Below are 21,420 nucleotides of genomic sequence, written 5' to 3' on the forward strand. Positions count from 1 at the left end.
TTTTGCCGATTATTCATTGAAAGGATGCTGACTGAAAAAATGCATCCTTTTACCCGAATACGGATGGGTAAAGCTCAAGCTTTGGGCATGGAGACACAGCCTCGGTCTGGCCTTGATCACCTCAGCATTACCATAAAATTCATCCCCTAAAATGGGATGCCCAAGGGCGAGCATATGTACCCTAAGCTGGTGGGTTCGGCCCGTTTCTGGGGTTAATTCCACTAAGGTGCTGTTTTCGCGTCTTTCAAGCACTCGGTAATGGGTAAGAGCACTTTTCGCGCCAGCCGTCCCCGCCGCTTGGGTCTTTTGATAGGGTGGATGCTCGGGGTCGGGGGCGATAGCTAAATCAATTATACCTGCATCCAGCTCGACCAGTCCCATGACCTCAGCAATATACACTTTCTCACTTTGTCGATCTTGAAACTGGGTTTTTAAGTGGGATTCGGCTTTTTTATTGCGCGCAAAAACCATAATTCCTGAGGTGGCGCAGTCGAGTCTGTGCACCAGAATCGTTTCAGGATAAAGACGTTGCAGCCGAGTGAGGGCACAATCGAAGGTATGTGCGGCTCTGCCGGGATTAGACAATAAGCCCGAAGGTTTATTAATAACGATCACATCTCTATCTTGATAGCGAAGATCTAACCAAGGGACTGAAGGGGGCTGGTAATCAAATATCTGCATCGTATCCTCATCTTTTGCGTGGCCATACTAGCAAAATATCAGTTACTAAGCAGTATATTCTCAACAATGTCATGGGGCATTAAAACTGCGCTAACCATAATCTAAACTTCATCCCCCAGGTAGACGTTACTCCTGAGGTAACGTAACGAATATTTCCTTGCGTATCGATAACATAAATGGCTGGAAATGCCATCGCGCCCCAGAGAGCACTCTGCGTTCCACTATCATCATTAAGTACCGGAAAGTGATATTGATGTTCATCCATAAAGGTTTGAATCTCACTATCACTACCTGAAGCAACGGCGACTGAAATCACCCGATGATTTTGGCTGATGGTCTCAACCATCGGCGATGTTACGCGGCATACTGGGCACCAGGTTCCCCAGAAATAGACTAATGTTGGCTCAGTTTGGGCTGTATTAAGTGCAAACTTGCCGCCATCAATGGTAATACCGCTTAATACTGGCGCTTGGCCTGTGACCATATCCCGTTGTAAATAGAGGCTTACCCCATAGAGCAGTAGCGCCATAATGGTTAAATCCCTAAGCTGCTTTAGCCAAAATCGAGGGCTTTGCAGTTTTTGTTTCCATCCCTTTGGATGAGGTGATTGCTCCCTTGAGCTTGCTCTTATCACTGAGATGGTCTCCTCGGGATTATTCGGGTAAATAGTCACTCGGAGTTTTACGGCTCCAAATACGGGTATAGGCCATCAACTGGGGGTAGAAGGTACGAAAGGCGGTTTCTGTCTCAATCTGCATTTGGGCTAAAATTTTATCCGCACCGTTAAATAAGGCACTGTGCGGATGACCTTTGGCCCTTTGGGTTAATGCCTGTTGAATGCCCTTAGGTGTGGCGTAGCCGTTTAACCAATCTTGACGGCGCATATCGGCGATAATGTCTAGGCATAGCTGAGGGTGATACACATCGCTTTGCGCGGCAAATTCTGCCAGTTCACTATAGGCTTTTTGGCTAAAATCAGGCAGTGACAGATGATGATATTCTTCCCAGTAGAAGGCTAAATAATAATCGAAACTGATGAACATCAAATCTGCTGCTATACTTGTTAACTGTTTAGGAAACAATGCGATGAGTTCTTGAGTCAACTCATGGGTCGCACAGAGCTGATTGATTTCATGGTTTAACCACAGTCCTTGGCGTAGTGCTTGTGGGGCATTGTCTATCGACGCGGTAATAAAATTGCCTGCTAGATTGGCACCAAGGTGGGTTTTACTGATATCAGCCAGATGTAAGTGTGTAAGAATGTTCATTTTTTGTGCTTGGTTAATCGCGTTGGTTCACGTTATCATGGGCAGGCGCGCTGAGGAAAGTGCAAATAGGCAAAAATCGTGTGCTTTTGTAAGGTAGTGCTAGATTCAGCATTTCTAACAGGAGTGTAAATGCTGATGCTAAAGACAGAAAATGCGCTAATCAACTAACCTGTTAAGGATCATGGACGATGTGGAACTGGTTCATCAAAATGCTTGGTAAAGACGAGCGTCCCAAACGTAAAAAAATGCTGGTTGATATTCCCTATGAGCAACATAGTTTCAGCATCGATCATTTTGCTCGCACTCGGGCTAAATATGATGTGGATGACGCATTGAGCTCAAATACGCTCAATGAGCAGGATGCAGTGACCGATATGGATATCGTGAACAAGTAATCTTGATCTTATTGGCCTCTAACCATAGACTAGCCGCCGTTCTAAGCTATCTAGAGGCCTTTGCATGCGCGTAACAGACTTTTCTTTCGATCTTCCCGACGAACTTATCGCTCGTTATCCCATGGCGCAACGTACGGCGTCACGTCTGTTAACCTTAGATGGCAATACTGGCACGCTCGCCGATAAACAGTTTACCGATTTGCTGGAGATGATTAATCCCGGCGATTTAATGGTATTTAACAATACCCGGGTGATCCCAGCACGTTTATTTGGCCAAAAGGCCAGTGGTGGCAAACTCGAGATTTTAGTTGAGCGTATGCTCGATGATAAACGTATCCTCGCCCATGTGCGCAGCTCTAAATCCCCGAAAGTAGATAGCATTATTCATCTCGACGGCGGTTATGAGATGAAGATGGCTGCTCGCCATGACGCCTTATTTGAACTCGAACTCTTATCCGATCTCACAATTTTAGAAGTGCTCGAAGCAGTAGGGCATATGCCATTGCCACCTTATATCGACCGTCCCGATGAGGATGCCGATAAAGAGCGCTATCAAACCGTGTATAACCAGAACCCCGGTGCGGTTGCCGCGCCTACGGCGGGTCTACACTTTGATGATGTCATGCTTGAGGCATTAAAAGCCAAGGGCGTAAATATCGCGTTTGTGACCTTGCACGTCGGCGCAGGCACCTTCCAACCCGTGCGCGTCGATAATGTGCTCGAGCACAAAATGCATTCTGAGTGGGCCAATGTGCCGCAGGATGTGGTGGATTTAATTGCCCAAACGAAAGCGGCAGGCAAACGTGTGGTTGCTGTGGGCACGACGTCTGTACGTTCACTGGAGAGTGCGGCCCGTGCAAGTGAAGGCGAACTTAAAGCCTTTAGCGGTGATACCGATATCTTTATCTACCCTGGGTATCAGTTCCAAATCGTCGATGCCATGATCACTAACTTTCACCTGCCGGAATCGACGCTCATCATGTTGGTTAGTGCCTTTGCCGGTTTTGATCATGTTATGGCGGCGTATCAACACGCAATCACGCAAAAATATCGCTTCTTTAGCTATGGCGATGCCATGTTTGTGACGAAAAAAGCTCACTAGACCAAGATTTTGTTTTAAAATAGCCGCCCACATTGAGTTTGGGCGGGTATTTTTTTCAGCCAAAGGTTGAACCTTTTTGAACTGTCCCTATCTCTATTGTTAATCAAAATGGCGCTTGCCATTAAAAATGTAGTCAGACTGTTTATCTGGCGAGGTGAATGATGAAATTTGAACTTGACACTACCGACGGCCGTGCGCGCCGTGGTCGCTTGATTTTTGAACGTGGTACAGTGGAAACCCCAGCATTTATGCCTGTAGGGACTTACGGTACGGTAAAAGGGATGACGCCAGAAGAAGTGCGTGCTACTGGCGCCGATATTCTGCTCGGTAACACTTTCCACCTGTGGTTACGCCCTGGCGAAGAAATCATGCGTAAGCATGGTGACCTTCACGATTTTATGAATTGGCAGCGTCCTATTCTGACCGATTCGGGCGGTTTCCAAGTGTTCAGTTTGGGTGACATTCGTAAGATTACTGAAGAAGGTGTGCATTTCCGCTCGCCAATTAACGGCGAGAAAATCTTCTTAGATCCTGAAAAGTCAATGCAAATTCAACATGCATTGGGCAGTGATGTGGTAATGATTTTTGACGAATGTACTCCGTATCCAGCAACCGAAGATGAAGCGCGCAAGTCAATGCAGATGTCACTGCGTTGGGCTAAGCGTTCACGCGACGAGTTTGACCGCCTGGAAAACCCCAATTCATTATTTGGGATTATCCAAGGCAGTGTTTATGAAGATTTACGCGACGAGAGCTTAAAAGGCTTAGTCGAAATTGGTTTCGACGGTTATGCCGTCGGTGGTTTGGCCGTAGGTGAGCCTAAGGAAGACATGCACCGCATTCTTGAGCATGTCTGTCCACAAATTCCTGCTGACAAGCCGCGCTATCTGATGGGGGTCGGTAAGCCAGAGGATTTAGTTGAAGGTGTGCGTCGTGGTATCGACATGTTTGACTGTGTGATGCCAACCCGTAACGCCCGCAACGGCCATCTGTTTACCAGTGAAGGTGTCATCAAGATCCGCAACGCGCGTCATCGTGATGACACTTCACCGCTCGATCCTAAGTGTGATTGTTATACCTGTAAAAATTATTCACGGGCGTACCTTTACCACTTAGATCGTTGTAATGAGATTCTGGGTGCGCGTTTAAACACCATTCACAACTTGAGATACTATCAAATGTTAATGGAAGGTTTGCGCGGTGCGATTGAGACGGGTACATTAGACGCCTTTGTGAAGGACTTCTATACCAGTCAAGGTCGCGAAGTACCAGAGTTAGTCGATTGATTTTTTGCTAATAAGAAGAGAAAACTATGTTCATTTCAAATGCATATGCAAATGCTGCTGGCACTCCACAGAGTGGTGGCACTATGGAATTGATTTTCATGCTGGTGATTTTCGGCCTGATTTTCTATTTCATGATTTTCCGTCCGCAATCGAAGCGTGTTAAAGAGCACAAAAACCTGATGTCATCACTTGGAAAAGGTGATGAAGTGCTGACCAGCGGCGGCATTTTAGGCAAGATTGCAAAGATCAGCGATGACAATGACTACGTGTTACTGAGCTTGAACGACACGACTCAAATTACAATTAAAAAAGATTACATTGCAGCTGTATTGCCTAAGGGCTCTATCCAGTCGTTGTAAGCCAAGAGGGCTCAGGCGTGTTAAATAAATACCCAATGTGGAAGAACATTATGGTGATGTTTATCATCGCCATAGGTTGTTTCTATGCCGTACCTAACCTGTTCGGTGAAGATCATGCGGTGCAAGTAGTGGCGACTCGAGGTGCTGAAGTCACGGCATCTACCCAAGCCAGAGTGAACGAGCTGTTAGCCAGTAAGGGCATTGCGGTAAAGCGTTCTGAGCTTGAAAAAGGCCAATTGTTGGTTCGCGTACAAAACGCGGATCAACAGTTGTTGGCCAAGGAAACTATCGCCGAAGACTTAGGTGATAAGTTTACCGTAGCACTTAACCTTGCCCCTGCAACACCTAAATGGCTCGAGTCTATGGGTGGTAGCCCAATGAAACTCGGTTTGGATCTTCGTGGTGGTGTGCACTTCCTGATGGAAGTGGACATGGGCGAAGCCATTCGTAAGATGGAAGAAGCCAAAGTGGCTGATTTCCGTTCACAATTACGGGAAGAAAAAATCCGTTACGCGGGCATTCGCAACAATGCTCAAGGTATCGAGATTAAATTCCGTGATGCTGAAAGTTTAGCCAGTGCAGAACGTTTCCTAAAATCTCGTAGCAACGATATGGTGTTCACCGATGTGAGCAAGGGTGAAGATTTTGCCCTGCAAGCCGTGATGAGCGAAACCTATCTCAAGCAGATTAAAGAAGAAGCGTTGCAGCAAAACATTACCACTATCCGTAACCGTGTGAACGAGTTAGGGGTAGCTGAGCCTGTGGTACAACGCCAAGGTGCCGAGCGTATTATCGTTGAGTTACCTGGTGTACAAGATACCGCTCGCGCCAAGGAAATTTTAGGTGCAACCGCATCGATTGAATTCCATATGGTGGACGATAAGGCTGACCCTAATGCGGCGCAATCTGGCCGTATACCCGCGGGTTCTGAGGTGTATCAACGCCGTGAAGGCGGTCAAGTGGTGCTGAAGAAGGAAGTGATGCTAACGGGTGATCATATCACTGGCGCACAACCCAGCTTTGACCAATATAGCCGTCCACAGGTAAGCATTAACCTCGACGCTAAAGGCGGTACCATTTTTTCTAACGTGACTAAGGACAATATCGGTAAACCGATGGCGACCTTATTCATTGAATATAAAGACAGTGGTGAACGTAACGCCGATGGCAGCGTCAAAATGCTGAAAATCCAAGAAGTGATTTCAGTAGCGACGATTCAAGCACGTTTAGGCCGCAACTTTGTGATCACTGGGTTAAGCCACGGTGAAGCACAAAACCTCGCGTTATTGCTACGTGCGGGTGCTTTGATCGCGCCAGTATCGATTGTGGAAGAGCGTACCATTGGTCCAAGCCTAGGTGCGGAAAACATCGAAAGCGGTGTGCAAGCCATGATCTGGGGTATGGCAGTCGTGCTTATCTTCATGTTGGTTTACTACCGCAGTTTTGGCTTTATCGCCAACTTGGCCCTAACGGCCAACTTAGTGATGGTGGTTGGGGTGATGTCTATGATCCCTGGCGCCGTGTTAACCCTGCCAGGTATTGCGGGTATGGTGTTAACTGTGGGTATGGCGGTTGATGGTAACGTACTGATTTACGAGCGTATTCGTGAAGAGTTACGTGCTGGTCGCAGTGTGCAGCAGGCCATTCACGAAGGTTACGGCAACGCATTCTCTACTATCGCCGACGCTAACATTACTACCTTCTTAACAGCATTGATCCTGTTCGCCGTAGGTACGGGCGCGATCAAAGGCTTCGCAGTGACCCTGATGATCGGTATTGCGACATCAATGTTTACCGCTATCGTGGGAACCCGCGCAATCGTTAACGCGATTTGGGGCGGTAAGCGCGTGAAGACGCTGTCTATCTAAGGGGAAGCGATAATGTTAGAAATTTTATCTTTAAAACGTACGGTTAACTTCCTCCGTCATGCGCTGCCTATCAGTATTATGTCGGCCATTTTGGTATTGGGTTCGCTTGTTTCTCTGGCGACTAAGGGGATCAACTGGGGCTTAGACTTTACTGGCGGTACTGTGGTTGAGATGGAGTTCACTCAACCTGTTGATTTGAACGTGTTGCGAACAAAACTGTCATCGCCTGAATTAGATGGCGCGATTGTGCAAAACTTTGGTTCAAGTCGCGACGTGTTAGTTCGTCTGTCGGTGAAAGAAGGCGTGAGCAGCGATGCTCAGGTTAAATCTGTGATGACAGCTGCTCAGCAAGTGGATGCAGGCGTTCAACAAAAACGGGTTGAATTCGTCGGTCCTCAGGTGGGTAAAGAACTGGCTGAGCAGGGCGGTTTAGCCGTGTTAGTTGCACTAATCTGTATCATGATCTACGTGTCGTTTCGTTTCGAATGGCGTTTGGCTGCGGGTTCAGTCGCGGCATTGGCCCATGACGTGATTGTGACCTTAGGGGTGTTTTCAGTATTTCAACTGGAGTTTGACCTAACAGTATTAGCTGGTGTGTTAACGGTAGTCGGTTACTCACTGAACGATACCATCGTGGTATTTGACCGTATCCGTGAAAACTTCCTCAAGATGCGTAAGAGCGATCCTGAAGAAGTCGTGAACGTTTCAATTACCCAAACCATGAGCCGTACCATTATCACGACGGGTACGACGCTGGTGACAGTTGTTGCGCTGTTCCTGAAGGGCGGCACCATGATCCATGGCTTTGCGACCGCACTGTTACTGGGTATTTTCGTTGGTACTTACTCTTCTATCTATGTGGCGAGTTTCTTAGCGATCAAACTCGGCATTTGCCGCGAGCATATGATGCCAGTTGAGATAGAGAAAGAAGGTGCAGATCAACCACCGATGATGCCGTAAATTGGTCTCAAATTAATCTATTTTAGATACCAATATTGTTAATAAAAATGCCACTTTTAAAGTGGCATTTTTTTCGCCATGATTACGCGCTTTCGATAATCTGCTATCAAACTCACAACTTTATAGTGACTAATGCTGTAAAACGTAAATGTTAAATTGATTAACAACTGGCGTAAAAAACAGCACTCGACAGGCTCAGTTATTTCACTGTAGGATGTCGGCTGCCGCTATTTTTAAAAGATAAATGCAGTAGGAAGTCGCATGGAAGAACGTAAAACATTAATTGCTGGTGGAAACCTATTACAGGCCCATACATGGAAGGGATTATTAGAAGCCTGCGGTATTCATGTGGAGTTGCGTGGAGAGGCCTTGTTGGGTGGCGTCGGTGAGTTACCTGCCAATCTTCACAATGTTGAGCTTTGGGTTCGAGAGTCGCAGCTGGCTAACGCACAAGCGCAATTAAGCGGCTTGGATGTGGTTAGTCCCCAATGGCAATGTGTACAGTGCCATGAGATGAATGAGGGCAGCTTCGAATTGTGTTGGCATTGTAGTGCTGAGCGTAGCGAGAGCCATAATTAATTTACTCATCAATCCATCTATCGTCGGGATCCATATTCCCGACTATCATTGCATATTTTTATTTAGATAAAAATTTTCTAACTTATTCATATTATTAAGTATTTATTGTTGAGTATCGTGTTAATCTACGCTGACTTATCATTTAGTTAGTACGATAAGATATGCCTGCATTATTCTGTCAGATAATGCGTTTATTCATAATGTTGAGTTAACGCTGTTTAGAATCAGAGCCTTGATTTTTATAGGCCAAAACAGATGTTAACCCTGTGCATGAAAATAATTGAAGTTTGTTTTTACTCAATATTTATTAGGCTTATACGATGCAATATTTCCCGTTATTTATTGATACCGTTAATCTGAATGTTCTGCTTGTTGGGGCAGGGGATGTAGCGAGTCGTAAACTTGCCTTGCTGACGCGTACCGAAGCGAATATCCATGTTATTGCGCCAGAGGTAAATTCTGAGGTGCAAGCCTATGCTGATAAGGGACGGATATTATTGTCACAACGATCAGTCGTGCAGGCTGATATTCAAAATTACGATCTTATTTATCTCGCAACGGCCAACGATAAACTCAATAGTGAATTAGCGACCTTAGCCACTGAGCGTGGTATTTGGGTTAATGCCGTGGACAATCCCGCTTTTTGCCGTTTTATTACGCCGTCCATCGTGGATAGAGGGCGCCTTGTTGTGGCGATCAGTACGGCAGGGGCCGCGCCTGTATTTGCCCGTACCATCCGAGCGAGATTAGAAGCCAGTCTACCGCAATCCTTGAAACCGCTATTTGACTTTGTGGCCGACAAACGTATCGAAGTACAACAACGCCTCACCAAAACCGCGACGCGTCGATTATTTTGGGAACGTTTTTTCGATACCAATGGTGATAGGTTTGATGCACGTACGCTAGAGCATTACCAAAATGCTTTTAACCATATCGTCAGCCGTGGAGAAATCCTGTTATTGGATGAGGCCACCCCCGTCGAGTTATTGCCGCTGGCGGCCATGCCGTTATTGCAGCGCCTCGACTGGATTTATAGCCAAGAGACCTTAACGGATGAATTATCAGAATTAGTTCGCCGTGATGCTAACCGCGGCGGATTACTCGCTCTGAGCGAAATAACTCACGAATATGAGCAGGGCACAAGAATGCTGATTGTTGCCGATACTCAGAAAATTAATCAGCTAAAGGCCCACTTTCCTGTCGCGAAGCATTTACGCCCCGGTGCGATTTAGTCTTCTTTATCGTAGTTTGTTTGAGCTGACGGCGAGTCTTAGGTAGACTCGCCGTTATTTTTTATCATTAAGCTTAGGATGTACTATGGCGCTTAAAGCGATCGTGTTTAAGGTCAATCTTCAGATCGCTGATATGGACCGGGGATATTATCAAGATCATCAACTGACGTTAGCTCAGCATCCTTCGGAAACCGATGGTCGCATGATGGTGCGTTTGCTGGCATTTATCCTCAATGCTTCCGAGACCTTAAGCTTTACTAAGGGATTGTGCGTCGATGATGAACCCGAACTGTGGGATAAGAGTCTCTCAGGGGAAGTCAACCTGTGGATTGAGTTTGGCCAAGCCGATGAAAAATGGCTGCGTAAGGCGAGCGGCCGTGCGAAAGCGGTGCAGCTGTTTACCTACGGCGGACGTAGTGTTCCTATTTGGTGGAAACAGAATCAAGCAGCATTAGAGCGCTATAAAAATTTGAAAGTATGGAATATTGCCGAAGAGTCAGTGACGGCGATGGAGGCGTTAGTGAGCCGCACTATGTCGCTGCAAGCTTCTATCAGTGAAGGACAAGTCTGGTTATCGGATAATGAGCATAGTCTGCTTATCGAACCAGAGATGCTTAAGGATTATCAATAATAAAAGAGCCTGCGATTGCAGGCTCTTGTGTTAATTCGCTGTGATTATTGGAATTTCAATTCCCAGCTATCGATATAACCTACGTCACCACGGCCGCTATCTACCGCTTTGAGTTTCCACACACCGCTCGACTCAACGCCAGTCATATCCACTGTGTAGCTCTTATTGATATTGTCAGTGCCAGAACCTGTTCTATTGTGCAATGTTGAAGTTTGACCACTTGGGCTGATCAATTGCACTTTTAAATCACCGATATAAGGATGAACAATATTAACCACAGCAGTAACCGTTCCTGAATTGCCAGTGCGGGTCACTGTAATTGGGCTCGTGATACCTGTGGTCTTGTTATCAGGAATATTGTAGTTATCGGTATTGGTGTAGCTTGCTGGCGTGGTAGGAGTACCACCACCGCTTTGGGCTGTGTAGCTTGCGGTTAACGATACACCGCTAAAGGCTGAATAGCCTTTCACCATCGCGTAGTAAGTACCTGATTGAACGTTGCTGATTGGGCAAGATTCACTGTTACCACCTTTGTATGGACGGCAATCGTAGTTTGAGGTCGTTGGCGCTGCGCCGTACTGTACGTACAGATCCGCATCACCCGTGCCACCGTTCATCACAAAGCCTAAGTTAGTTGCACCCTGTGGCACTTCAAATGAGAAATGCAGTTCTTCACTGGCGGCGCCGCTTAGACCTGTTTTTGGCACACCGTTCACTAACACGCTGTCAGTTGGTGTAGGGTCAACCGGATCCGTAGGACCATTACAGGACGCATCTAAGAAGGTTTTCGCTGCAACGGCATTGACCAGACCATAACCATAGTAATCATCACGGCCAGCTGTGCCTAAGTCTTCAGCAGTTTGCTTGAGTGCGTTACGCACCTGAGCAGCGCTACATTCTGGGTGATAGCTCCACACTAAGGTTGCCACGCCTGAAACATGTGGAGTCGCCATCGATGTACCGTTGTAGTACTCGTAGTCTTTATTACCTTGGTTGCTTACGGTAACGGTTGCGCCTAACTGGTTACGCAGTGCTAGACCGGTTGCACGGTCAACAGACACCGACACCATGTTGATTTCGCTGTTAGCATCGACCAAGAAGGGGTTTTGTAGTCCAGGTAAGGCAGTGTTACTGTACACGATAACAGCGCTAGCGCCCGCATTCTTACAGGCTTTTACCGCATTGATTTCTGGATAAGAAGTGCCTTGGTTACCCACACGCTCAACTAGACAGACTTTGTTGGTCATATTGCCGCAGTTGAAGGTTGAGCCGCTAACCGTACATTCGGCTAAGGTTGCGGTTGCCGTGCCATTGTATGGATTGGGCGCATAGTTAGTGCCTGATGGCGTAAAGCGATTGTGTGGCACAACGCCGGAGTTAAAGTATGACTGACCACCGATAGTAATATCGGCTAAACGTCCTTCACCGCGTGTAACGGTAGAGAGAATGGCTTCACCAGGACCCGAGATCTCGACTTGGTTGGTGTATTGCGAGAAGGCTGAGTGGTCTTTGTGATTATCAACAGACGCTACTGACATTACCGCATCGTACGAAGCGGGGTAGCTATGGGTATTGTTACCATCGTTACCCGCGGCTGCAATCAAGAGTACGCCGTTATTGTAGTGGGCGGCTAAGGCATTGCGCTCGGTTGTACTTGAGCCTGCGCCACCTAAACTCATGGTGACCACATTGGCGCCATTATTAACACAGGTATCGACCGCCGATACGAGTGAAGATGAGTAACCCCAGCCAGCTTCATTAAATACTTTAATCACATGGATATTGGCATTTTGATTTGGCATCACGCCAATAACGCCGTCGTTGTTGGCGATCGCTGCGATAGTACCGGCAACGTGGGTACCATGGGCATTGTTATTGCCAGGTTCAAACCAATTACCGGTGCCGGAGTTATTGGTACCTGTGACATTGTTACCGCTTAAGTCGCTGTGACCACGGTCATAACCTGAGTCGATAATACAGATGGTGCGGTTACCCGCTTGGCTATCGCTTAATTGGGTCGCACCCACAAAGGTTTGCCCCCAAGGGGTTGTTTCACTTAAAAAGCGGCGTGGCATGTCTTCTTCCACATATTCCACATCGGCGCGGGCTCTTAATGCCTTAATGCCATTGTTATCCAGCTTAACTGAGTAGCTGTTACTGCGGCCGATACGCTTCATTTCTTTGGCTTGCGCCTTGTTCAGCACACTGTGCTGGGCGCTAATTTCAGCCACTTGAGGCTGGTAGTTCATGGTGGTGGGCAATTGGTCGCTGACTTGAGCACTATCGACAGACATCAGAGCGGGAGCATCGGCATTTTTAAATTTAACGATATAGCGCTTAGGTAAAGGAGAGGTCTGTGCTTGCATCGCCGCGTTGAAACCCGGTACGTCGGGGGCAGCATGAACACTTGCTGAAATTGCAATAGCTAAGCTGGATAAACTCAGGGCTATTTTAGTGGTTCGGTTGATTGTCATGTTTTTCTTCCATGTTCAATTTAGAGTTAATCATTATTATTTTGTGCTTTTAAAGAATAACTACGACTCAGATGCTACTCGGTTAGTGAATTTATCTTTCGTGTAAGTATTTGTAAATTAAATGTTAATGGTATGGCGGTTGGTAAAATTGACTGAGGTAATAAACGAATTTATTGAATAAATAATCAATTGTTACAACTTATAACGAATGTGTTGGCACTATTTATGTTTATTTATGTGGAAAAGGTGAATAAGTAAAAGTGAATTCTAGCGGCTTTAACAGCGAATAATGGGCTGAGGTAGTTGTATAAATTATTGAAATTTAAATTTATAATTTTTTGGAATTAAAATGTGAGAAATCTGTAGTGTTTTTCGGTGTTTGATATTGAGTTTAATTCAAGTGATTGATTATGCAATTTTATTGAGTTAATGCGTCGGCGGTTTGGCATTTGCCAATTTATTGGCTTTTATGCATGAGCGCAACAGGATAATCGACTAGTGAGTGGTGGGTGAGATACATGAATCTCGGCAGAAATATAAAAAAGCGCCAACAGGCGCTTTTCCATCGTGAATCGAAACAGCAAGTTACTCTGTTTTAGGCTGAGCGTCGGCTAAGGTCTGATAACCGCCACCGTTATAGGTTTGAGTGTAACCCGCCGCGACTAAGGCTTCGGTCGCGATACTGCTGCGTCGACCGCTGCGGCAATACAACACCACTGGCGCATCTTTGGCGATACCGCGTTTAGCGAATTCTGCGGCGACTTGCTCAAAGGGAATATTAACCGCATTGGCTAAATGGCCCGCGGCAAATTCCTCAGGGGTGCGAACATCAAGCACCATGGCCCCAGCAGCGATTTTCTCCCATGCTACTTGAGGCTGTTGATCTGCCGCATTTGCTGCATGAGGTACTATGGAGAGTGACAAAAGACTCAATAGGGCTACTCCAAGTAATTTTTTACTGCCAAACAGTAACTTGTTAAACACTGACTTTCTCCTTTGCAAATCTGCATTAACGTTGTTTAGCGATTTCAGCTTCGGATTTGATGCCGAGTTTGCGTAATACCATTGCCGCTGGGCAAAAACCCGTGAAAGCGCTTTGGAATAGGTTAGCGCCTACGAAGGCGGTTAACCACAAAAAGTTATGGTGAACAAAAGCGGTTAATACCAAAGACAGTAACACCATAAATCCGGCAAAGGCCATAATGCTGCGTTCGAGTGACATAGCTTGCTCCTAGAGGCAGCGCGATGGCTGCCTATTGTGGGTTAATCGGCTGTTTGAGTTAAGTTTATGCGATTTTTCATCGCCGCGTAGTAAAGCACAGGGATCACGATTAGGGTCAGTAAGGTCGAGATAAAAATCCCGAAAATCAGACTGATCGCAAGCCCGTTGAAGATTGGGTCGTCCAAGATAAACAGGGCGCCAATCATGGCCGCTAAAGCGGTCAGCATAATCGGCTTGGCCCGCACGGCGCCCGAGTGGATGACAGCGCGCTCAAAGGGCACACCTGAGGCGGTTTCCTGATTGATAAAATCCACTAATAATATCGAGTTACGGACAATAATCCCCGCTAAGGCAATCATGCCAATCATCGAGGTGGCGGTAAATTGTGCACCAAGCAGGGCATGACCCGGCATCACTCCAATCACCGTCAGTGGGATGGGCGCCATAATGATAAGTGGCACGAGATAGGATCTAAATTGGGCGACGACCAATAAGTAAATTGCAATCATGCCCACGGCATAGGCGATACCCATATCTCTAAAAGTTTCATAGGTGATCTTCCATTCCCCGTCCCAAAGTACGGCCACTGAGTCTAAGCCTGTTGGTTGGTGGATATAATGCTGATCGAAACCTAAGCCACCGTCGCCGTCGATTTTGCCTGCCATGTCAAACATGCCATAGAGCGGACTGTCGAGCGGGCCTGCCATATCGGCAACCACCATCACCATAGGGATCATATTCTTATGGATAATAGGGGCATCGATTTTTCCGCGCTTGATGGTCACCAGCTCAGACACGGGCACGGATTGCCCAGTTTGGCTTTGTAACTTCATGTTTAGCACTTGCTCTAAATCGATTTTCGCCCCTTCTTGCAGTTGCAGGCGGATAGGCACGGGGTGTTTTTGCTGAGCAATATGCAAGTAGCTTACATCCTTACCGCCCACTGAGGTCGCAATTAAATCAACGATATTGCTATAGGGCACCGCCATCAGGCTAGCTTTCGAGCGGTCGATCATCACCTGCCATTTTTGCTGTGCTGCGGGTAAGAAGATATCAATATCGACCACATCTTGAGTCTCACGGAACAGTGACTGCAGATCATAAGCTGCTTGTTCACGAATCGCAGGACTTGGGCCATAGACTTCGGCCACAATCGGCGACCAGACTGGTGGGCCTGGTGGTACTTCAACCACTTTTATATTGGCTTGATATGGCGCACCTATTTGCTGTAGTTCCTCTCTCACTGAGAGTGCAATGCTATGGCTATCGCGTTTGCGATGCTTTTTATCGACTAAATTGACCTGAATATCGCCTAGTTCTTGGCTATTACGCAGGAAATAGTGACGCACTAAGCCGTTAAAGTTCATTGGCGCATTGGTGCCAGCATACAGCTGCAAATGTTCCACCTCAGGCACAGTGGCAAGGTAACGACTTAAATCCTGAAGTACGCGCTGGGTTTGTTCCACTGGTGTGCCTTCTGGCATGTCCACCATGACTTGGAACTCTGACTTATTATCGAAGGGCAGCATCTTTAACACCACGAGCTGACCTATGGGCAAGGCCACGGCGATACCGATCAAGACAAATACACCCGCAGCGAGTCCAATCCGTGCTTTACGGGCGCCTTTACCTAATAGGAAGGGGCCAATTAGACGGGTAAACAGGCGCACCATTTTACTTTCATTTATCACGGCATCGTCGCTGTGGACAGTTTCGGTCGCTGGGCCACTATGGTGTTTGAGCAGCTTACGGCTTAGCCAGGGCGTGACCACAAAGGCAACCACAAGGGAGATCAGCATGCCCATACTGGCGTTGATGGGAATCGGGCTCATGTATGGGCCCATTAATCCTGACACAAATGCCATGGGCAGCAGAGCGGCGATAACCGTAAAGGTGGCGAGAATCGTCGGGCCGCCGACTTCATCCACCGCAACGGGGATGAGTTCACTAAAGGATTTTTTACCCAGCGCCATATGCCTGTGAATGTTTTCCACTACCACAATGGCATCGTCGACCAAGATCCCGATGGAGAAAATCAGCGCGAAGAGTGACACTCTGTTGAGGGTAAATCCCCACGCCCATGAGGCGAATAGAGTGATCGCCAAGGTGATAATAATGGCGACACCGACCACTAAGGACTCGCGGGCGCCCATGGTTAAAAATACCAATACGACAACGGCGCTGGTGGCAAAAATCAGCTTAAGAATAAGGGTGTTAGATTTATCCGCCGCCGTCTCACCATAGTTGCGCGAAACAGTCACTTCGACATTGCTGGGGATCAACACATTCTTGACCTTAGCAATGCGATCAATCGTTGCATCGGCGATATCAACGGCGTTTTGCCCCGGTTGCTTACCTATGGCAATCGTCACCGCAGGGTAAATATCTGTCTTGTCACTGTGCCAAACGCTTTGAGTGGGAATATCACTCTTTAAACTGATGTCGGCAATGTCAGCCAAATAAACGGGGATGGGTTTACCCTGTTTATCCTGTGAAATACTTACCACGAGCTGTTTTACATCATCGATAGATTGTAAAAACTGACCTGCCTGAACCTTAATCTCTTGATTACCTTGCACTAAAGATGCTGGCATCGAGATGTGATTATTGTCATTCAGGCTCTGTCTCAACTTGTCGTAGGTGAGATTAAAGCTATTCATTTTGGCGGGATCGATGCGTACATTGGCCACTATCTCATGTTGGCCGACGGTGTATATCTCCCGCGTGCCCGGGATACGCTTGATTTCGGTTTCTAACCCTTGCGCAACATGGGTCAATTGTTCGGCAGATACCTGTTTATCCTTGGACCATAAGGTCAGGCTAACAATAGGCACATCATCGATACCGCGTGGTTTAATCAATGGTTCACCCACTCCCGCCCCTTGCGGCAGTTTATCCATATTGGAATAAATCTGGTTGTACAGACTCACTATGGCATCATTGCGGGTTACGCCGACTTTAAAGATCACAATGATCATGGCGCCATCGGGTTGGGAGAAAGAATAGAGCGTGTCTATCCCTTTGATTTCAGAGATCACTTGCTCGGCGGGCAGGGTGACTAAGTTTTCAACTTCGACCGGAGTGGCGCCAGGAAAGGGGATAAAGACGTCGGCAAAAGTGACGTCAATCTGCGGTTCTTCTTCCTTGGGGGTCACTAAAATGGCAAATAAGCCGAGCAACAAGCCTAACAGCGCCAGCAGTGGCGTGATGGCACTGTTTTGGAAGGCCGCCGCAATTCGACCAGAAATGCCAAGTGACGTCGAAGATTCAGTAGCGTGTTTCATTCAACAACCTCATCAAATTGATATCGCTAGGGAATTTATTGCTTTTGCTCAAGCAACACTTGGTAAGCATCCATGGCGATAATATCTCCGGATTTAAGTCCTGCGAGTATTTCTACTTCACCATTGACAGGTTCTGATACTCGTACCTGAGTAAGCACAAATTGCTCACCTTTTTTCAGGTAAACGCTACTGAGTTCATTCATGGTGATTAGCGCTGAAGTCGGTAGTTGGATTTTTTCTCGCTCGCCATTTTTAAATAGTGCCTTGGCCCAAGTTCCGGGTTGCAAGTTGGGTTCATCTTTTGGCAGGTTAATCCGCACTTGATAGCTATGGCTAACGGGATCGGCAAAACTAAAGATGGTGAGATCCTTAGAGAGGATTTCACGACCATCATTTAAGCGGACTATAAATTCGGGGGCACTTTTTAGCTGTTGAATATAGCGCTGCGGCACTTGGGTGATGGCGCGCATTTGGCTGGGTGAAAAACCGGACAGTAGCGGTTGACCGACACTCACGGTTTCACCCAACTCAACTAAACGCTCGGTAACAATCCCGCTAAATGGGGCCGATACTACAGTATATTTAAGCGACTCAGTTGCCTTGATAACTCGGGCCTTAGCCGCACTCACGGCTTGTTCGGCGGCCTTGGCATTGGCGGTCGCTTCATCCATAGCGCCTTTCGAAATCGCGCCTTGGGGGAAGAGTTCTTTATAGCGTTTATATTGGGCCTGCGCCTCCACGTTTAGCGCGGTGGCTTTGGCGAGATCGGCCTCATAGCTTGCCAGTTCAGCGCCTTGCTCTTTACTGGTGATCTCGAGTAAGGCCGCACCTTCAGGTACGACATCATTGACATCGTAGTTGAGCTTAACAATTCGCCCTGAGGTTTGTGCTGATACAGTTGCCGCTTTTACAGCCTCAATATTGGCATCTAAAGTCACCCAATTCGCGTAGGGCTTGCTTATTACTTCGAGGGTTTCTAAAGAAGATGCCTGCGCTGTAAAGGCAGAAAATGCTAATAATGTGAACAGAGTACGTGAGATTGCAGCCATACTAAATCATCCCAAAAATAATTCATGAGTAAATTCTAATGGAGTTGGTTTCAATAGGCAATCAATATTTATTAGAAAAAATTAATGTAATCGATTTTACTAATATAGGGGAAAAGGCGAATGAATCTTCCCATACATCAATCGCCATCGTCATCATTTTTAAGCCGCAATCAGAGCGGCTTAAATATCAGTCGTTTAAATAATAGGTCAGAGTTGAAACAATGCGAATTTGTTTTATATAAGGCGTGCTGCTGTCACGATCGGAAATCGTGAACTGGCCTTGGCTGGCACTCTTAATCTTACCCAGACGCGATTGTGAGTCCTTAGCAAACTTTTCGGCCACTTCCCGCGCATTTTGCGTTGCTTCCTGCACCATGGTCGGTTTGACATCATTGAGCGCCGTAAATAAAAACTCAGTGCGGTTTTCATAGTCTTGGCTGGCGATAGCAATGCCTTCTTTAACTAAGTTTATCATTTGCTTACGGGTGCTTAGCATGAGATCAATTTGTGAGGTATAGACAGAGAGATTAATCTTAGCCGAGTAACGATACCTGACATTGGGGTCGACATAGCCTTGGGCCTGACGGTCTTCGATGGATGGCAATGACACCGTAATCTCACTGTCGCTAAATCCACTTTCTTTAAGGAAGGCGACGACTCTATCGGTTTTTTGCTGAACAGTTTCATAAAGTTTAGCGAGGTTGTTGTCGACCTCAGTAAAGTTAATCGGCCAGATAGCGATATTGGCTTTGACTTCTTTTTCGGCCAAGCCTTTAACCGTGACTGTGCGCTCTAAGGCTTTCATCTCTAATAATGCTGAGCTGGCGCTTTGTCCAACATAAACCATGCCTGCACATAAAAAACCACCGAGCACGATGGTGGGAAGTAGATAATTGCGTTGCATAACAGACTCTCTTGATAGAATTCCTTCAGATACCTTACTTCAATTAGCTAGCTTTGTGCATAGGCAAATGCCTAACACATTCAACTTTATACTAAATGCTCAGGTGTTATTCAGGATTAGCATTCATGCTGTCGTAAAAGTGGCTTGTAAGTTAATCTGTTAGCTCATTGGTGGGATTGCACTAGGTTGCCACAATTCGACTTTATTACCATCGGGGTCAATAAACCAGCCGAAACGGCCGAATTCAGAGTCTTCAATATCGCCGATTTGCTCGCCGCCACCCTGCGTGACTTGAAGTAGGGCTTGCTCAAGATCGTCCACGATAAAGTTCACCATAAAGCTTTTATTAGTGGGGGCAAAATAGGTCGTGTTATCGTCAAACGGTGTCCATACATGGTAACTCGGGATGGATTTATCACTATGATAGAACGCCGCGCCTCCCCAGTTTTCAATAGGGATCTCAAGGTGAGTTTTATACCAGGTTGCTAAGGCAACGGGATCGGTACTTTTGAAGAAAATACCACCAAGTCCAATGACTTTTGCCATAAGGGTTATAGAGTGAGAGGAATATGGATTAACTTTAGGCAATAAATACGCAAGATACAAAAAAGCCGCAAAAATGCGGCTTTTTTGTGTTCGAAACAGCTTAGAACTGGTAGCTGTACTGTACTGAGTAGTACATACCGCTTGATTCAGTTACCGCGTTCACAGGGCCTGTGATTGCGCTGTTTTCAATCAGGTGAACTTCTTCACCCTTAATAAAGGCAATACCAAAGTCAAGGGTGTTTTGTGGATTGATGTGGTAGCTCATACCTGCTGTGTACCAGTTACGGTCAGAGTCTGGGAATGAAATCGAACTAATCTCGTCTACAACGCCTTGGTCATGCATATAACCCGCACGAACGGTAAATTGTTCGTTGATGGTGTAAGTACCACCTAAGCTGAATAACCATGAATCTTTCCATTGGTATTCTTTAAGGGCGATATCACCTACGCTTTTAGTGGCGCCTACAGCTGCAATTGTTGCTGTACCGTCTTTAGCTGTGATTTGATCAAAGTTGCCCCACTTACTGTATTGCGCGGTATAGTGCAGCGCAAATTTAGGCGTAATTTGATGGAAGCCCGCAACTTGGAAAATATCTGCTAGCGGTACATCTAAACTATCAAAACTGGTCGTAACAGGAACCGTACCCACACCAGGTATTGTTGTTGAGGTGATGGTGTTGATATCCCCTTCAACATTGACCGTTGGGCTGAAACGGTAGCTGATACCGAAACGGTTATCTTTATCTAACTCAACAGTGGCACCCACAATACCACCAAATGCCCAGCCGTCTGCGTCTACGTCAACCAGAGGCGTGGTGCCCATATTACGGGTTAAACGACCTTCACCATAGACGGCATCTACACCCGCACCGATACTGAACATATCGTTGATGCGGTATGACACGCTGGCGTTAAAGTTAACTGTAGTAACTTCAGTTTCACCAAGTAGGTCATAAGGTGCTGGTGAGCCTGCTGGCAAACTCTTCGAAAGTGAGCTGGCATCGGTACCTGTGCCGAAGTTAGAGAATGCCGCAAAACCTACGGCTAACTTATCGTCGATTGGGTGGATGTAGAAAATGTTTGGGATAACTTTAGAGCTACCCGCATCATCGATGCTGCCTAAGTCATAGGCGCCACCGGCAAAGTTAACGTCTTTAACGTCAACAGTAATATCGGCATAGGTTAAGCCGAAAGAGATCGCATCTTTATCAAATAATGCCATCGCTGCGGGGTTACGCGATAACACTGAAGCGTTGTCAGCAATAACAGCATCACCTGCAAAAGCACGACCCATACCAGTGGCCGATTGACTGTTTAATTGGAAACCCGAAGCGAAAGTCTGTGAGCTCGCCAATGCAACAGCAACAGCAAGCAACGTCTTGTTGAATGATTTCATTATTATTCTCTCATTATTTTGATATTGGATTTTGTTCGGTCCTAGTTACCAGAACAACGCGCAAATCCTTTTATAGTCTTCGGCATGTTAGGGATTGTGTGTAATCTCAACAAGTCCGACCAGATTTTAAATTTGTTAAATTTCAGTTAATTAAAACTAGGTTGTACTTTAGCTTGAACGAATG

20 protein-coding genes are annotated in these 21,420 nt (G+C 46.6%); 9 read left to right on the forward strand and 11 right to left on the reverse strand.

From position 1 onward, the window contains the following. Positions 1-9 precede the first annotated feature (9 nt). The 3 genes from SHEWPOL2_RS10990 to SHEWPOL2_RS11000 all read right to left on the reverse strand — a co-directional run bounded on the left by SHEWPOL2_RS10990 (position 10) and on the right by SHEWPOL2_RS11000 (position 1,949). Positions 10-681 (reverse strand): RluA family pseudouridine synthase, encoded by a 672-nt coding sequence (locus SHEWPOL2_RS10990; protein ID WP_037428215.1) that lies wholly within the window; start codon positions 679-681, stop codon positions 10-12. Positions 682-760: 79 nt separating this feature from the next. Next, on the reverse strand, positions 761-1,210 hold the full coding sequence (locus tag SHEWPOL2_RS10995; protein WP_172588067.1) for a protein disulfide oxidoreductase: 450 nt from the start codon (positions 1,208-1,210) through the stop codon (positions 761-763). Between the two features lie 124 nt (positions 1,211-1,334). Then, complete coding sequence (locus SHEWPOL2_RS11000; RefSeq protein WP_037428216.1) at positions 1,335-1,949, reverse strand: acyl carrier protein phosphodiesterase; 615 nt, start codon at positions 1,947-1,949, stop codon at positions 1,335-1,337. Positions 1,950-2,137: 188 nt separating this feature from the next. Here SHEWPOL2_RS11000 and SHEWPOL2_RS11005 point away from each other — a divergent pair, with 188 nt between their 5' ends. The 9 genes from SHEWPOL2_RS11005 (at position 2,138) to SHEWPOL2_RS11045 (ending at position 10,361) form a co-directional block, all read left to right on the forward strand. After that, entirely contained in the window at positions 2,138-2,344 is a 207-nt protein-coding gene (locus tag SHEWPOL2_RS11005) for a hypothetical protein (RefSeq protein WP_037420254.1), read from the forward strand. A 64-nt stretch (positions 2,345-2,408) separates the two neighbouring features. Continuing rightward, entirely contained in the window at positions 2,409-3,446 is a 1,038-nt protein-coding gene (queA, locus tag SHEWPOL2_RS11010) for a tRNA preQ1(34) S-adenosylmethionine ribosyltransferase-isomerase QueA (RefSeq protein WP_037428218.1), read from the forward strand. A gap of 161 nt (positions 3,447-3,607) precedes the next feature. Next, on the forward strand, positions 3,608-4,732 hold the full coding sequence (gene tgt / locus SHEWPOL2_RS11015; protein WP_011622165.1) for a tRNA guanosine(34) transglycosylase Tgt: 1,125 nt from the start codon (positions 3,608-3,610) through the stop codon (positions 4,730-4,732). A 26-nt stretch (positions 4,733-4,758) separates the two neighbouring features. Further along, on the forward strand, positions 4,759-5,091 hold the full coding sequence (gene yajC, locus SHEWPOL2_RS11020) for a preprotein translocase subunit YajC (RefSeq protein ID WP_037428220.1): 333 nt from the start codon (positions 4,759-4,761) through the stop codon (positions 5,089-5,091). Positions 5,092-5,108: 17 nt separating this feature from the next. Next, positions 5,109-6,959, forward strand: coding sequence for a protein translocase subunit SecD (gene secD / locus SHEWPOL2_RS11025; protein WP_037428225.1), 1,851 nt, complete (start codon positions 5,109-5,111; stop codon positions 6,957-6,959). Positions 6,960-6,971: 12 nt separating this feature from the next. Further along, positions 6,972-7,919: a protein translocase subunit SecF gene (gene secF / locus SHEWPOL2_RS11030; protein WP_037420245.1), complete on the forward strand. Its 948-nt coding sequence runs from the start codon at positions 6,972-6,974 to the stop codon at positions 7,917-7,919. A gap of 261 nt (positions 7,920-8,180) precedes the next feature. Beyond that, positions 8,181-8,498 (forward strand): DUF2007 domain-containing protein, encoded by a 318-nt coding sequence (locus SHEWPOL2_RS11035; protein WP_037420242.1) that lies wholly within the window; start codon positions 8,181-8,183, stop codon positions 8,496-8,498. A gap of 320 nt (positions 8,499-8,818) precedes the next feature. Further along, the gene (locus tag SHEWPOL2_RS11040) at positions 8,819-9,730 is read left to right on the forward strand and encodes a bifunctional precorrin-2 dehydrogenase/sirohydrochlorin ferrochelatase (RefSeq protein WP_037428227.1); all 912 of its coding nucleotides are present in this window, start codon (positions 8,819-8,821) and stop codon (positions 9,728-9,730) included. An 85-nt stretch (positions 9,731-9,815) separates the two neighbouring features. Beyond that, positions 9,816-10,361: a YaeQ family protein gene (locus tag SHEWPOL2_RS11045; protein WP_037428228.1), complete on the forward strand. Its 546-nt coding sequence runs from the start codon at positions 9,816-9,818 to the stop codon at positions 10,359-10,361. A gap of 44 nt (positions 10,362-10,405) precedes the next feature. On the opposite strand, the gene SHEWPOL2_RS11050 is transcribed toward SHEWPOL2_RS11045, so the two are convergent. The 8 genes from SHEWPOL2_RS11050 to SHEWPOL2_RS11085 form a co-directional block, all read right to left on the reverse strand. Beyond that, on the reverse strand, positions 10,406-12,835 hold the full coding sequence (locus SHEWPOL2_RS11050; protein ID WP_037428229.1) for a S8 family serine peptidase: 2,430 nt from the start codon (positions 12,833-12,835) through the stop codon (positions 10,406-10,408). A gap of 585 nt (positions 12,836-13,420) precedes the next feature. Then, positions 13,421-13,819, reverse strand: a complete 399-nt coding sequence (locus SHEWPOL2_RS11055; RefSeq protein ID WP_037428230.1) for a rhodanese-like domain-containing protein — start codon at positions 13,817-13,819, stop codon at positions 13,421-13,423. Positions 13,820-13,844: 25 nt separating this feature from the next. Continuing rightward, positions 13,845-14,057, reverse strand: a complete 213-nt coding sequence (locus SHEWPOL2_RS11060) for a DUF2892 domain-containing protein (RefSeq protein WP_037428231.1) — start codon at positions 14,055-14,057, stop codon at positions 13,845-13,847. A 41-nt stretch (positions 14,058-14,098) separates the two neighbouring features. Beyond that, entirely contained in the window at positions 14,099-17,341 is a 3,243-nt protein-coding gene (locus SHEWPOL2_RS11065; RefSeq protein WP_037428232.1) for an efflux RND transporter permease subunit, read from the reverse strand. A gap of 35 nt (positions 17,342-17,376) precedes the next feature. Next, positions 17,377-18,390: an efflux RND transporter periplasmic adaptor subunit gene (locus SHEWPOL2_RS11070; protein ID WP_037428233.1), complete on the reverse strand. Its 1,014-nt coding sequence runs from the start codon at positions 18,388-18,390 to the stop codon at positions 17,377-17,379. Positions 18,391-18,577: 187 nt separating this feature from the next. Beyond that, on the reverse strand, positions 18,578-19,294 hold the full coding sequence (locus tag SHEWPOL2_RS11075; protein ID WP_037428234.1) for an SIMPL domain-containing protein: 717 nt from the start codon (positions 19,292-19,294) through the stop codon (positions 18,578-18,580). Positions 19,295-19,453: 159 nt separating this feature from the next. Continuing rightward, the gene (locus SHEWPOL2_RS11080) at positions 19,454-19,840 is read right to left on the reverse strand and encodes a VOC family protein (protein ID WP_037428235.1); all 387 of its coding nucleotides are present in this window, start codon (positions 19,838-19,840) and stop codon (positions 19,454-19,456) included. A gap of 100 nt (positions 19,841-19,940) precedes the next feature. Beyond that, positions 19,941-21,236 carry an outer membrane protein transport protein gene (locus SHEWPOL2_RS11085; protein WP_037428236.1) on the reverse strand — a complete coding sequence of 432 codons (1,296 nt, stop codon included), beginning with the start codon at positions 21,234-21,236 and terminating at the stop codon, positions 19,941-19,943. Positions 21,237-21,420 lie beyond the last annotated feature (184 nt).

This window comes from Shewanella sp. POL2, from assembly GCF_000282755.1.
GTDB lineage: Bacteria > Pseudomonadota > Gammaproteobacteria > Enterobacterales > Shewanellaceae > Shewanella > Shewanella xiamenensis.